The following is a 12,748-nucleotide window of genomic DNA, read 5'->3' as shown; positions in this document are numbered from 1 at the left end:
TTAGCCCCGCGGCAGCACGCCCTCCTCCTTCAACAGCTTGAGGATCGCCTCAGCGCCCTGCTCCGGTGTCACGTCTGTCAGTACCTGTCCACCACCGCCCTCGGCCTTCGCCGCAGCGGCCTTGAAGCGCTCCCGCGCCGAGGCGGCCTTGACGATCTTCAAGCGCTTGGGACGCTTACGGGCCGGCGCCAGCTGCCACGCGGCCAGCTCACGATCCGGCTCGGCGGGCACCGGAGTCGCCTCGATGCCGGCCCGGCGAGCCGGGCCGAAGGCGCTCTGGCGCGCCACCGGCGCCGCCGCATCCACGCTGACGATGGCCGGCAGGCGCACCTTGAGGCGCCGCCGCTGGCCCCGGGGCAGTGCCTGGAGCAGGGTCGCCACACCCTTCTCGATCTTCTCCACCGCGGCCAGGCCATTGACCAGCGGCCAGCCCAACCGCTCGGCCAGGGCATAGGGCAGTAGCCCCGAGCCTTCGCCGCGCTCCGCCCGGGCGCCGGTGATCACCAGCTGCGGCGGCGCCGCGGCCAGGTGCTCGGCCAGGGCCGGAATGGCATCGCTGCCCTCGGCCTGCTCCAGCAGGGTCAGGGTCTCCAGCCCCGTACCGGCGGACATGCCCAGGTAGCCGCGCAGCGCCGCCTCGCTCTCCTCCGCGCAGGGGCCTGCGTGCAGCAGGCTGACCCGGCTGCCGGGCAACTGGCGCTCCAACCCCAGGGCCAGCTCCAGCCCCCGGGCATCCTGATCGGCGCGCCGCGCCCGCCCGGTGATGGGGTGACGCCCCACCGAGACCAGTACCGCTACGTCGATTCCCTGCTCTTCAGGCCGCATCGCGCTGCCCTCCTCGCTGCTGTTCCACCTTGGCCAACAGGGCTGCCAGGATCTCGGCGCTATCGCCGATCACCGCCAGGTCGGCGCGCTTGATCATGTCGCATCCCGGGTCGAGGTTGATGGCCACCACCTTGTCGCAGCTCTGAATACCCTGCAGGTGCTGAATGGCCCCCGAAATGCCCACCGCCAGATAGACCCGGGCGGTAACCCAGGTGCCGGTGGCCCCCACCTGCCGGTCGCGGGCCATGAAGCCGTCGTCCACGGCCACCCGCGAGGCGCCTTCCGTCGCCCCCAGCACCCTGGCGGCATGATGGAACCCCTCCCAGTCCTTGACGCCGTTGCCAGCGGAGAGGATGAACTCCGCCTCGGCCAGCGCCACCCCGGCAGGGTCCACCGCCACCTGGCCCAGATCCTCGATCCGCGAGAAGGCGCTGGGAATCGTCTCCGTCAGGCTCAGCGGCGCGGCGGCGTGACGGGTCTCGTCCACCGGCTCGGCGCACTCGGCCAGCGCCAGGGCGACCCGCGGCAGCGGGCGCTGGATATCCAGGCTCTCCGCCGCCCCACGGGCGGTGCAGCACCAGCCCTGGGGGGCCTCGCTATCGGCTTCGATCTGCCAGACTCCGGTGGCGGGGCGCTCGCCTAAGCGCATGGCCAGGCGCCGCCCCAGGTCGGCCCCGCCCAGGGGCGAATCCGGGAGCAGCCAGTGACGCGGCGCCAGCTCGCGCTCCACGGCGGCCAGCGCCGCCAGGCGCGCCTCGGGGGCGAAGCCTGCGTAGGCGTCATCGTCGAGGTGCAGCAGGCGGTCGATGCCCGCCTCGCCAAAACTCTGCTCCTTAAGCTCGCCGCCCCTCTCGCGGTTATGCTCGCCGAAGACCACGGCCAGTACGGCGCCGGGGCGCTCCGGATCGGCATCCGCCAGTCGCCGGGCCAGGCCCAGCAGGTCCTTGTCGTGGCCGGAGAGACGCCCGCCGGTCATGTCCGGCACCACCGCCACCAGGAAGGCCGGGGCCTCGATGTTCACCTTGCGACGGCTATCCTGAGCCGCCTGGCGGGCCGCACCCGCCGCCTGGCCGCCCTGCTGGGCGCCGCTACGGTCGATGCGCTTGATACCATTGGGCCCTATAAAGCCGATGGCGCGGGGGTTCTTGCGAATCACCCCATGGGGGCCCAACCACTCGCTGACAGCGGTCCCGCCCCCGATTTCGGCCAGCACGCTGGCGTGCTCCGGATGCAGGCGGTTACGGGCGATCCACTCGCGGCGTGGGTCGCGACGAACTATCTCGCTCATGGTGTCATCTCCTCAGCAGCAGGCTGCGGGGCCCGGACATCCCCGGAGGCCGCGGGGCGCGCCACCAGGGCATCGGCCACCAGCTCGGCGATATCGCGCACCTCGGCGGTGGCGTCCACCACGCCTTCCAGCATGGCGGTGCATTGGGGGCAGCCCACTGCCACCAGCTCGGCACCGCTCTCCTTGACATCATTCATGCGCATATCGGGAATCCGCCGCTCGCCAGGGATATCGGTGATCGGCGCCCCACCACCGCCGCCGCAGCAACGCGAGCGGAAGCCGGAGCGCTGCATCTCCTTGACCTCGATACCCAGCGCCTTGAGCACGTTGCGGGGCGCATCGAACTCGCCGTTGTAGCGGCCCAGATAGCAGGGGTCATGATAGGTGACGCCACCGCCCTTCCAGGGCGCGAAGGCCAGCCGGCCGGCCTCATACAGTTCGGCGATAAAGGTGCTGTGGTGACGGACCTCATAGTGTCCACCCAGCTCACCGTACTCGTTGCCTAACACATGGAAACTGTGCGGATCGCAGGTGACGATACGCTGGAAGCGATACTTCGCCAGGGTAGCGATATTGCGCTTGGCCAGCGACTGGAAGGTCGCTTCGTCACCCAGGCGCCGCGCCACGTCGCCGCTATCGCGCTCCTCGGTGCCCAGCACCGCAAACTCCACCTCGGCGGCGTGCAGTATCTTGATCAGGGCTCTTAGGGTGCGCTGGTTACGCATATCGAAGGCGCCATCGCCTAGCCACAGCAGCACCTCGGCCTGCTGGACATCGGCCATCAGCGGCAGGTTGAGGTCCGCCGCCCAGTGCAGCCGCGAGCCGGGATCGAAACCGCCGGGATTGTCGGTGGCGATCAGATTGTCGAGCACCTCGGCGCCCTTGTTGGGGGTCTGGCCCCGCTCCAGGGTCAGGTGGCGACGCATATCGACGATGGCATCGACGTGCTCGATCATCATCGGGCACTCTTCCACGCAGGCACGGCAGGTGGTGCAGGACCATAGGGTCTCGGCATCGACGAGGGCCTTGCCCTCGTGCCCTGTTGGAGAGAGCACGATCGGCCCATCAGGAGAACCAGCGTGATCGCCCACCGGCTGGCCGGGGTAGGGGGAGCCGGCATAGTGGGCATCGCTGCCGCCGGCCAGGCCCACTACCATGTCCTGGATCAACTTCTTGGGGTTGAGCGGCTGGCCGGCGGCGAAGGCCGGGCACACCGCTTCGCAACGCCCGCACTGCACGCAGGCGTCGAAACCGAGCAGCTGGTTCCAGGTGAAATCGGCAGGTTTTTCGACGCCCAGCTTGGCCTCGGGATCGTCCAGATTCAGTGCCTTGAGGCCGCTGGAGCGGCCGCCACCGAAGCGCTCGGCGCGACGGTGGAAGGCCAGGTGCAGAGCACCGGCGAAGGCGTGCTTCATCGGCCCGCCCCAGGTCATGCCGAAGAACATCTCGCCCAGGCCCCACACCAGCACGGCGGCCAGTGCCAGCGCCAGGATCCAGTGGCCCATCACTTGAGAAAGGCCGGCGGGCAGGATCCCCAGCGTGGGCAGGGTGATCAGGAAGGTACCCAACGAGAAGGCCATCAGGCTCTTGGGCAGGCGCATCCAGGGCCCCTTGGAGAGGCGCGCGGGCGGGTTGCGCCGGCGCCGGGCGACGAAGCAGCTGCCCACGAACATGGTGGCACTGGCCGCCAGCAGCAGCCCGCCCAATATGGGATTGGCGAGCCCCAGGCCATGTACCAGAATCATTAGCGCGGCGGCGGCGACGAAGCCACCAGCGGTGGCCACGTGGGTGTTGGACATGACCTTGTCACGGGCCACCACGTGGTGCAGATCCACCAGGTAGCGCCGCGGCATGGCGGCGAGACCGCGCAGCAGGTCAACCTGGGCGGGCCGCCCCTGGCGCCACAGGCGGATGCGACGCATCGCGCCGATCGCCGCCAGCGCCAGGGCGGAGAAGATCAGGATCGGCAGTAGGGTCTCGAGCATCTCGCTCACCTCATCGATAGTGGTACGGCCATGGCATGGGTCCAGTGGCGCGGCGACTCAGCGCCCTTGCATATGCCGGACTTGCCTGCCGAGGAGCATCCCAAGCGCGCCACGCATTCGCTGTGCCGAGTCTCGACTGGCAATCTGCGGTCACGGCGTGGAAGGGCCATCCCTGGCCCCCACGCCTCTGCCGAGTCCCTTCGGCAGAACCGCATTGCGGCGTCTCGACTCGGGCGAACTGCTGAAGGCGCTGCTTGTGGATACCCTCGGCCTGCGCCAGACCTTGTGTGGCTAAAAGTCCTTGCAGATCCGCAGCGCATCGTAGATGGCCGCATGGGTATTGCGCGGCGCAGTGCAGTCGCCCAGGCGGAACAACAAAAAGCCGTCGCCGTCCTCGCTCAGGCAGGGCTGCGCCTGAGCGGCGTAGAGCGCCTCCAGATCTACCTGCCCGTTGTTGCGGGAGCGCTGCTTGAGGGCGTAGTAGAGCGCCTCATCGGGACGTACGCCGTTCTCCACCACCACCTGGTCCACCACCCGCTCCTCCTGAACGCCGGTGTACTCGTTCTCGAGCACCGCCACCAGGCCGTCGCCCTCACGGTAGACCTTGTGCAGCATCAGGTCGGAGGTCATGATCACCTCCTTCTCGTAGAGGCTGCGGTAGTAAGTGGGGAAGGTGGTACCGCCCACCGCCGCGCCAGGCTTGATATCGTCGGTGACGATCTCCACCTTGGCGCCCTTGTCGGCCAGGTAGTCTGCCGCCGAAACGCCTGAGAACTCGCAGATGGCATCAAAGATCAACACGTTCTTGCCCGGGGCCACCTTGCCCGAGAGGATGTCCCAGGTGCTGACCACCAGGCTCTCTTCTGGGCTTGCGGAGTAGCCCCACTCCGGGTATTGACTCAGGAAGGGCTGGCCTCCGGTGGCCAGCACCACGATATCCGCGCGCAGGTCTTCGATGGTGCCCTCATCGGCCCGGGTCCCCAGACGCAGGTCGACCTTGAGGCGCGCCAGCTCCAGTTGATACCAGCGGGTAATACCGGCGATCTGGTCACGCTGCGGGGCCTGGGCAGCAATGGTGATCTGGCCACCCAGGGCCTCGGCGGCCTCGAACAGGGTGACGTCATGGCCGCGCTCGGCGGCGACGCGGGCCGCTTCCATGCCGCCGGGGCCACCGCCCACTACCACCACCTTGCGCTTGTGCCCCTCGCTCTTTTCGATGATGTGCGGCAGGCCCATATATTCGCGGGAGGTGGCGGCGTTCTGGATGCATAGCACATCCAGGCCCTGGTACTGGCGGTCGATGCAGTAGTTGGCGCCCACGCACTGCTTGATCTGATCGATCTGCCCCATCTTGATCTTGGCAATGATATGCGGGTCAGCGATATGCGCCCGGGTCATGCCTACCAGGTCCACATAGCCGCCTTCGAGGATGCGCTGGGCCTGGTTGGGGTCCTTGATATTCTGGGCGTGGATCACCGGTACGCTGACCACTTCCTTGATGCCCGCCGCCAGGTGCAGGAAGGGCTCCGGCGGATAGGACATGTTGGGAATCACGTTGGCCAGGGTGTTGTGGGTGTCGCAGCCTGAACCGATCACGCCGAAGAAGTCGACTTGGCCGGTGGCATCGTAGTAGGCGGCGATCTGCTTCATGTCGTCGTGGGAGAGACCGTCCGGATGGAACTCGTCGCCACAGATGCGCATGCCGACCACGAAGTCGTCGCCCACCTCGGCGCGCACCGCCTTGAGCACCTCCATGCCGAAGCGCATGCGGTTCTCGAAGCTTCCCCCCCACTGGTCCTCGCGCTTGTTGACTCGCGGGCTCCAGAACTGATCGATCAGGTGCTGGTGCACGGCGGAGAGCTCGACGCCGTCGAGACCTCCCTCCTTGGCCCGACGCGCTGCCTGGGCGAAGTCGTCGATGATGCGCCAGATCTCCTCCTCCTCGATGGTCTTGCAGGTGGAGCGGTGCACCGGTTCGCGGATACCAGAGGGGGACACCAGAGCCGGCCAGTCGAAACCATCCCAACGCGAGCGGCGCCCCATATGGGTGATCTGGATCATGATCTTGCCGCCGTGCTTATGCACGGCGTCGGCGAGGTTCTGGAAGTGCGGGATGATCCGGTCGGTGGTGAGGTTCACCGAGCTCCACCAGCCCTGGGGGCTGTCGATGGAGACCACCGAAGAGCCGCCGCAGATCGAAAGGCCGCAGCCGCCCTTGGCCTTCTCCTCGTAGTACCTGACGTAGCGCTCGGTGGTCATGCCGCCGTCGGTGGCATGCACCTCGGCATGGGCGGTGCTGACCACGCGGTTACGGATGGTCAGCTTGCCGATCTCGATCGGCTGGAAGATCGCGTCGAATGCCATGGTTGTCTCCTCGTACCCGAGATTAGCGGGCAGCGCCGGTCAGCGGCTTGGTCTCGAAATAGCCCACCTCACAGCCGTCTTCTGCAGCGCTCTGGGTCTGCTCGGCAACAGTGCGCAGCGCACTACCGCGGGCGGCGAGGATCTGGTCCATGGCGCCGGCGAACCAGCCGGTGAACATGTACTCCTCCTTGTGCCCGGTCTTGCCGAGCTGGTAGACGAAGGCACTGTGCTCCAGGCGCACCCGGACAGTGCCGGCGTCGAGGTCGATGGCCTCGGTAATGAATTTGCCCCAGCCACGCTGCGAGAGTCGCGTCATGTAGTGCTCGAAGACCGCCACACCGTCCAGGCCGTGCGCTTCGGCCTCCTTTTCGCACCAGTGCCAGGCGCTCTTGTAGCCGGCGTGGTAGAGAATCTCGGCGTACTTATCCACACCCAGAGCGTCGGCGACGGCGGTGTGGTTGTTGATAAAGAAGTGGCGCGGCACATAGAGCATCGGCAGCGCATCGGTGGTCCATACGCCGGTCTCGCTATCCACCTCGATGGGCAGTTCAGGGGCCAGTTTGGTCACGGTCGAATTCCTCGGATCTTGCTGATTGTTATGTGGCGAAGCCGTTGTCGGTGGCGGCATCGCTCGGGGCTGATCCGGCGGCAGGCCTACGAGGAGGCGCTGTGAACCCATCCCTGGGCGCTACCTTGCGCCATCCATGGCGCAAACCTCCTCTTCGGCCTGCCCCCGGCGCCCCTCGGCTATAGTGGCGGGGCTGGCCCGGCGACAGACCCCGGCGCCCCTCGCTAAGGAGTCGCCTCAGGCGCCCCAGACGTCCTTGAGCACCCGCACCCAGTTCTCGCCCATGATCTTGCGCACCTGAGTCTCACTCATGCCGCGCTTCAACAGCGCCTCGGTGAGGTTGGGAAACTCGCCGATGGTGCGGATGCCCTCGGGATTGATGATCTTGCCGAAACTGGTCAGGCGGCGGGCGTAGCCCTTGTCGTGGGTCAGCCACTCGAAGAAGTCGTGGCCGTGGCCCTGGGTGAAGTCGGTGCCGATACCGATAGCGTCTTCGCCGACGATGTTCATCACGTACTCGATGGCCTCGACATAGTCATCGATGGTGGCGTCGACGCCGGCACGCAGGAAGGGGGTGAACATGGTCACGCCGACGAAACCGCCGTGATCGGCGATGAACTTCAGCTCTTCATCGGACTTGTTGCGCGGGTGCTCCTTGAGGCCCGAGGGCAGGCAGTGGGAGTAGCAGACCGGTTTCTGCGATTCGAGGATCACCTCTTCGGAGGTCTTGGCACCGACGTGGGAGAGGTCGCACATGATGCCAACCCGGTTCATCTCGGCGACGATCTCGCGTCCAAAGCCCGAGAGCCCGCCGTCACGCTCGTAGCAGCCGGTGCCCACCAGGTTCTGGGTGTTGTAGCAAAGCTGCACGATGCCCACCCCGAGCTGCTTGAAGATCTCCACATAGCCGATCTGGTCCTCGAAGGCATGGGCATTCTGGAAGCCGTAGATAATGCCGGTCTTGCCCTCCTCCTTGGCGCGGCTGATATCCGCCGTGGTGCGCACCGGGCGTACCAGCTCGCTGCACTCGGCCATCAGCTGGTTGGACTTGACGATGTTGTCGACGGTGGCCTGGAAGCCCTCCCACACCGAGACGGTGCAGTTGGCCGCGGTGAGACCGCCGCGGCGCATATCCTCGAGCAGCTCGCGGTTCCATTTGGCGATGATCAGGCCATCGATGACGATGGCGTCGTCGTGCAGTTCGCGGGGGGTCATGGGGTTGCTCCGGCGGTGTCATTGACTTGCCGGCAGCATAGCGCCGCCCCAGGGTCGGGCGTCGCTTGGAAACGACGAGGGAAATCCCAAAAGCGTCATGGGTGTCGTAATATCGACACCCTCTCAGAGCTGCTGCAGGTAGCCGGTGCCGCCGAGGTTGTTCATCTGCTGGCGAATCCAGGCGCTGCGCCGCTCGACGTGGGCGCTGGGCTGCGAGGCGCTCCAGTTGCGCGGACTGGGCAGAATCGCCGCCAGGCGGCTGGCCTGATGGGCATTGAGTTGGCTGGCAGAGACGCCGAAGTAGTGCTGAGCGGCTGCTTCAAGGCCGAATACGCCGCTATCCCATTCAGCGATATTGAGATAGACCTCGAGGATGCGCTCCTTGGGCCAGAGAGTTTCGATCAGCAGCGTGAACCACGCCTCGAGTCCCTTGCGCATCCAACTGCGCCCGGTCCACAGGAAGAGGTTCTTGGCGGTCTGCTGGCTGATGGTGCTGGCACCGCGCAGGCGGCCGCCCTCGCGGCTGGCCTCCCAGGCGCGGCGCATCTCGTCGACATCGAAGCCGCGGTGATGGGGAAAACGCTGGTCCTCGGCGGCGATCACCGCCAGCTTGGCATGCTCCGAGAGCTCGCCCCAGGCCCGCCACTGGTGCTCGATGCGGATCGGCTCGCGGGCCACCCAGGACTCGACCTTGCGCTCCATCATCACCATCGAGCCAAATACCGGCACCACGCGGAACAGCAGTACCAGCAGCACCGAGAGGACGACGAATCCGACCACGGCATACAGCAGACCACGCAGCACGCCGCGTAGCGAGACTCGGTGTCGCCAGGCCTGGGCCATAGCTGAGCTCCTCGGGTCGGTGGCGCCGCGCGCCTGGGATAGCGAATACCGGCAGTATAACAAGCGCGCCCCGATAATCGGGGCGCGCACTCAACGCAACGGAAGGGAGCAGGATACGCCTAGAGCGGCACGCTAGCATAGGTCGGTTCACCACGCGCCTGGGCCAGCGCCAGCACGGCACTCGACACCAGTTCCTGGGACAGCTCTCCCTCAGCGACAGGGCTCGACACGGCGACCTCCACGCGCTGTCCGGGACGCGAAGCCCCCAACCGCTCATCCCTCGGCGGCATGCCAAAGTACTCACGGTAGCATTTGGAGAAGTGTGGCGTAGAGACGAAACCACACGCCGAGGCCACTTCGATGATCGACATTGGCGTCTGCTTGAGCAGCTGTCGTGCACGGGTAAGGCGCAGCTTGAGGTAGTAGCGCGACGGCGAGCAGTGCAGGTACTTCTGGAACAGTCGCTCCAACTGGCGACGCGACACATCAACGTAATTCGCCAGCTCGTCTAGGCCGATGGGCTCCTCGAGATTGGCCTCCATCAGGGCGACGATCTCCAGCAGCTTGGGCTGGGTGGTCCCTAGTACATGCTTGAGGGGCACACGCTGCTGATCCTGCTCATTGCGTACCCGGTCGCAGATGAACATCTCCGAGATACCGGCGGAGAGCTCACGGCCGTGATCGCGCCCGATCAGATTGAGCATCATATCCAGGGGCGCGGTGCCACCCGAGGCAGTCGCCCGGTCACGGTCGATGGAGAACAGCCGCGTGGTCAACGCAACCCGTGGGAATGCCTCCTGCATGGCCGCCAGGCACTCCCAGTGGATACTGGTCTCGTAACCGTCGAGCAGACCCGCGCGGGCCAGCGCCCAACTACCGGTACACACCGAGCCGAGGCGCCGCGATTGGCGGGCCTGGGACTGCAGCCATTGGACATGCTCGCGCTGCACGCTGCGGTTCGGCCCGACCCCGCCGCAGACGATCACCATATCGAGAGACAGCGGCGTGCTGGTAGCAGCATCCGGCGTCACCTGCAGACCGTCACTGGCGCGCACCGGCCCACCGTCGTGGCTCAGTGTGTACCAGCAGTAGAGTTCGCGGCCCGCCAACTGATTGGCCATACGTAGCGGTTCGATGGCCGAGGCCAGCGAAATCAGGGTGAAGTTGTCCAGCAGTAGAAAACCCAGCGTCTGAGGGGCATCAGGGGGGCGGGCAGTCTGGGGAGAGAGTGTCATGGGTCACTCCAGCACGGTTGGCATAGGGAGGCCGCCGGTAGCACCGCCGACCACTGTTATCGTTATTAGGTGTTGCTGCTTGCATGTCGCAAATAGCTATGTCTCCCGGCAATGTAATCGCGCATCGACGCTGACACAGCTCAAATTTGCCTATCGGATCGCCGAGATGCAGTAATTTGCGACAATCGTGTCGCACACCGGCATGCCGAGGTCGTGTTCATCGCCGTTTGCCAACCAACGACGCCACTGCGAAGCAGCGGCGTCGTTCGGCTTTCATACGGAAATTGCCTGCCATCGGCCATGTAGCGTTTAGCGTTTCTTGAACAGGTGCTCGGCGTGATAGCGCAGGTGGTCCTCGATGAAGGAGGCGATGAAGAAGTAGCTGTGGTCGTAGCCCGGCTGGCGACGCAGGGTCAGCGGATGGTCATGCTCGGCGCAGACCGCTTCCAGACGCTCCGGACGCAGCTGCTCCTCAAGGAAATTGTCGGCCTCGCCCTGGTCGATGAAGAGCGGCTGGCGCGAAGCGCCCTTGGCCACCAGCTCACAGGCATCGTACTGGGTCCAGGCACCGGCATCGTCGCCCAGGTAGTTGCTGAAGGCCTTCTTGCCCCACGGGCAAGTGGTAGGGTTGACGACCGGCGCGAAAGCCGACACCGACGTATAATGGCCTGGCCGACGCAGCGACAGCACCAGCGCCCCGTGGCCACCCATGGAGTGCCCGCTGATCGCCTCGCGGCCGTTGACCGGGAAGTGCTGGCGCACCACCGAGGGCAGCTCCTCGGAGACGTAATCGTACATGCGATAGTGCTTCGACCAGGGCTCCTGGGTGGCGTTGACATAGAAGCCAGCGCCGGAGCCGAAGTCGTAGCTATCGTGCTCACCCGGCAGATCCGTTCCCCGCGGGCTGGTATCGGGGCAGACAATGGCGATCCCCAGCTCGGCGGCAAGCCGCTGGGCGCCGGCCTTCTGCATGAAGTTCTCGTCGTTGCAGGTCAGCCCGGACAGCCACCACAGCAGCGGCACCCGCTCATTCTCGGCTTGGGGCGGCAGATAGATGGCGAAGATCATCTCGCAGTCCAGCGCCCGAGAGTGGTGCTTGTAGCGCTTCAGCCAGCCGCCAAACGACTTGTTGGCCGACACCAGCTCCAGCTGTTCACTCATGGTCATGGGTCGTTCTCCTCAAGTCCCATCACCCCGGCCACCGCAAGGTGGCCAGGGAGAGGACGCGATTAAAAGTGCAGCACGGTACGGATGCTCTTGCCGGCATGCAGCAGCTCGAAGGCCTCGTTGATCTGCTCGAACGGCATGTCGTGGGTGACGAACTCGTCGATCTTCAGCTCGCCATTCATGTAGCGGTCCACATAGCCGGGCAGCTCTGTGCGCCCCTTGACCCCGCCGAACGCCGAGCCCTTCCAGACCCGCCCGGTGACCAGCTGGAACGGCCGCGTGGAGATCTCCTCGCCGGCCCCGGCCACGCCGATGATGATCGATTCGCCCCAGCCCTTGTGGCAGCACTCCAGCGCCGAACGCATCACGTTGACGTTGCCGATGCACTCGAAGGAGTAGTCGACGCCGCCGTCGGTCAGATCGACGATCACCTGCTGAATCGGATCCGAGTAATCCTTGGGATTGACGAACTCGGTGGCGCCGAACTGTTCGGCGAGGGTGAACTTGTCGGGGTTGACGTCGATGGCGATGATGCGGCTGGCCTTGGCCATCTGCGCGCCCTGGATCACCGCCAGGCCGATGGCGCCGAGACCGAACACGGCCACGGTGGACCCCGGCTCGACCTTGGCGGTGTTGAGCACCGCGCCGATGCCGGTGGTCACGCCGCAGCCGAGCAGGCAGATCTTGTCCAGCGGTGCCTGCTTGGAGACCTTGGCCAGCGACACCTCGGGCAGCACGGTGTACTCCGAGAAGGTCGAGCAGCCCATGTAGTGGTGCAGCATCTTGCCGTCCAGCGAGAAGCGGCTGGTGCCATCGGGCATCTGACCCTTGCCCTGGGTGGCGCGCACGCTGCCACACAGGTTGGTCTTGCCGGAGAGGCAGAACTTGCACTTGCCGCACTCGGCGGTATAGAGCGGAATCACGTGGTCGCCCACCGCCAGCGAGGTGACGCCCTCGCCAACCTCCTCGACGATGCCGGCGCCCTCGTGGCCGAGGACTGAGGGGAAGTTGCCCTCGGGATCGGCGCCAGAGAGGGTGAAAGCGTCGGTGTGACAGACGCTGGTGGCCTTGATGCGCACCAGCACCTCGCCAGCCTTGGGTCCTTCGACGTCGATCTCGGTGACATCCAGCGGCTTGCCGGCTTGCAGTGCAACTGCGGCGCGTGACTTCATTAGCTAACTCCTGTAGACCCATGCATCAAGGCGTGCGCCGGCGACTGCCTCGCACCACGCCAGTGTCTTGTCAGTCTAGGTCAGGC

Annotated in this window: 10 protein-coding genes; all 10 read right to left on the bottom strand. The window is 65.9% G+C overall.

Annotation, left to right across the window (positions count from 1 at the left end; all coding sequences use genetic code 11):
• Positions 1-825 (bottom strand): electron transfer flavoprotein subunit beta, encoded by an 825-nt coding sequence (locus IEI94_RS03285; protein ID WP_191165519.1) that lies wholly within the window; start codon positions 823-825, stop codon positions 1-3.
• Complete coding sequence (locus tag IEI94_RS03280; protein ID WP_191165517.1) at positions 815-2,113, bottom strand: electron transfer flavoprotein subunit alpha/FixB family protein; 1,299 nt, start codon at positions 2,111-2,113, stop codon at positions 815-817. The genes IEI94_RS03285 and IEI94_RS03280 overlap by 11 nt, the downstream gene beginning before the upstream one ends.
• Complete coding sequence (locus IEI94_RS03275; RefSeq protein ID WP_191165515.1) at positions 2,110-4,098, bottom strand: (Fe-S)-binding protein; 1,989 nt, start codon at positions 4,096-4,098, stop codon at positions 2,110-2,112. Before IEI94_RS03275 ends, IEI94_RS03280 begins: the two co-directional genes overlap by 4 nt.
• 291 nt (positions 4,099-4,389) lie before the next feature.
• A complete protein-coding gene (gene dgcA, locus IEI94_RS03270) occupies positions 4,390-6,462 on the bottom strand; it encodes a dimethylglycine demethylation protein DgcA (RefSeq protein ID WP_191165513.1) in 2,073 nt (690 codons plus the stop codon).
• Between the two features lie 22 nt (positions 6,463-6,484).
• Complete coding sequence (locus IEI94_RS03265; protein WP_191165511.1) at positions 6,485-7,030, bottom strand: DUF5943 domain-containing protein; 546 nt, start codon at positions 7,028-7,030, stop codon at positions 6,485-6,487.
• A gap of 237 nt (positions 7,031-7,267) precedes the next feature.
• Positions 7,268-8,245: a dipeptidase gene (locus IEI94_RS03260; RefSeq protein ID WP_191165509.1), complete on the bottom strand. Its 978-nt coding sequence runs from the start codon at positions 8,243-8,245 to the stop codon at positions 7,268-7,270.
• A gap of 123 nt (positions 8,246-8,368) precedes the next feature.
• On the bottom strand, positions 8,369-9,088 hold the full coding sequence (gene mtgA, locus IEI94_RS03255; protein ID WP_191165507.1) for a monofunctional biosynthetic peptidoglycan transglycosylase: 720 nt from the start codon (positions 9,086-9,088) through the stop codon (positions 8,369-8,371).
• A gap of 119 nt (positions 9,089-9,207) precedes the next feature.
• Complete coding sequence (locus tag IEI94_RS03250) at positions 9,208-10,323, bottom strand: GlxA family transcriptional regulator (RefSeq protein ID WP_191165505.1); 1,116 nt, start codon at positions 10,321-10,323, stop codon at positions 9,208-9,210.
• Positions 10,324-10,632: 309 nt separating this feature from the next.
• Entirely contained in the window at positions 10,633-11,490 is an 858-nt protein-coding gene (gene fghA / locus IEI94_RS03245) for an S-formylglutathione hydrolase (RefSeq protein WP_191165503.1), read from the bottom strand.
• Between the two features lie 62 nt (positions 11,491-11,552).
• Positions 11,553-12,662 carry an S-(hydroxymethyl)glutathione dehydrogenase/class III alcohol dehydrogenase gene (locus IEI94_RS03240; protein WP_191165501.1) on the bottom strand — a complete coding sequence of 370 codons (1,110 nt, stop codon included), beginning with the start codon at positions 12,660-12,662 and terminating at the stop codon, positions 11,553-11,555.
• Between the last annotated feature and the right edge of the window lie 86 nt (positions 12,663-12,748).

It is taken from the genome of Halomonas sp. ML-15, assembly GCF_014779595.1.
GTDB lineage: Bacteria > Pseudomonadota > Gammaproteobacteria > Pseudomonadales > Halomonadaceae > Franzmannia.
This window is presented reverse-complemented; position numbering and strand designations above follow the sequence as displayed.

What these genes read in the sequence shown, in the direction of transcription:
- IEI94_RS03285 (WP_191165519.1), bottom strand. Translation starts at nt 825, where the DNA reads ATGCGGCCTGAAGAGCAGGGAATCGACGTAGCGGTACTGGTCTCGGTG.
- IEI94_RS03280 (WP_191165517.1), bottom strand. Translation starts at nt 2,113, where the DNA reads ATGAGCGAGATAGTTCGTCGCGACCCACGCCGCGAGTGGATCGCCCGT.
- IEI94_RS03275 (WP_191165515.1), bottom strand. Translation starts at nt 4,098, where the DNA reads ATGCTCGAGACCCTACTGCCGATCCTGATCTTCTCCGCCCTGGCGCTG.
- dgcA (WP_191165513.1), bottom strand. Translation starts at nt 6,462, where the DNA reads ATGGCATTCGACGCGATCTTCCAGCCGATCGAGATCGGCAAGCTGACC.
- IEI94_RS03260 (WP_191165509.1), bottom strand. Translation starts at nt 8,245, where the DNA reads ATGACCCCCCGCGAACTGCACGACGACGCCATCGTCATCGATGGCCTG.
- mtgA (WP_191165507.1), bottom strand. Translation starts at nt 9,088, where the DNA reads ATGGCCCAGGCCTGGCGACACCGAGTCTCGCTACGCGGCGTGCTGCGT.
- IEI94_RS03250 (WP_191165505.1), bottom strand. Translation starts at nt 10,323, where the DNA reads ATGACACTCTCTCCCCAGACTGCCCGCCCCCCTGATGCCCCTCAGACG.
- fghA (WP_191165503.1), bottom strand. Translation starts at nt 11,490, where the DNA reads ATGACCATGAGTGAACAGCTGGAGCTGGTGTCGGCCAACAAGTCGTTT.
- IEI94_RS03240 (WP_191165501.1), bottom strand. Translation starts at nt 12,662, where the DNA reads ATGAAGTCACGCGCCGCAGTTGCACTGCAAGCCGGCAAGCCGCTGGAT.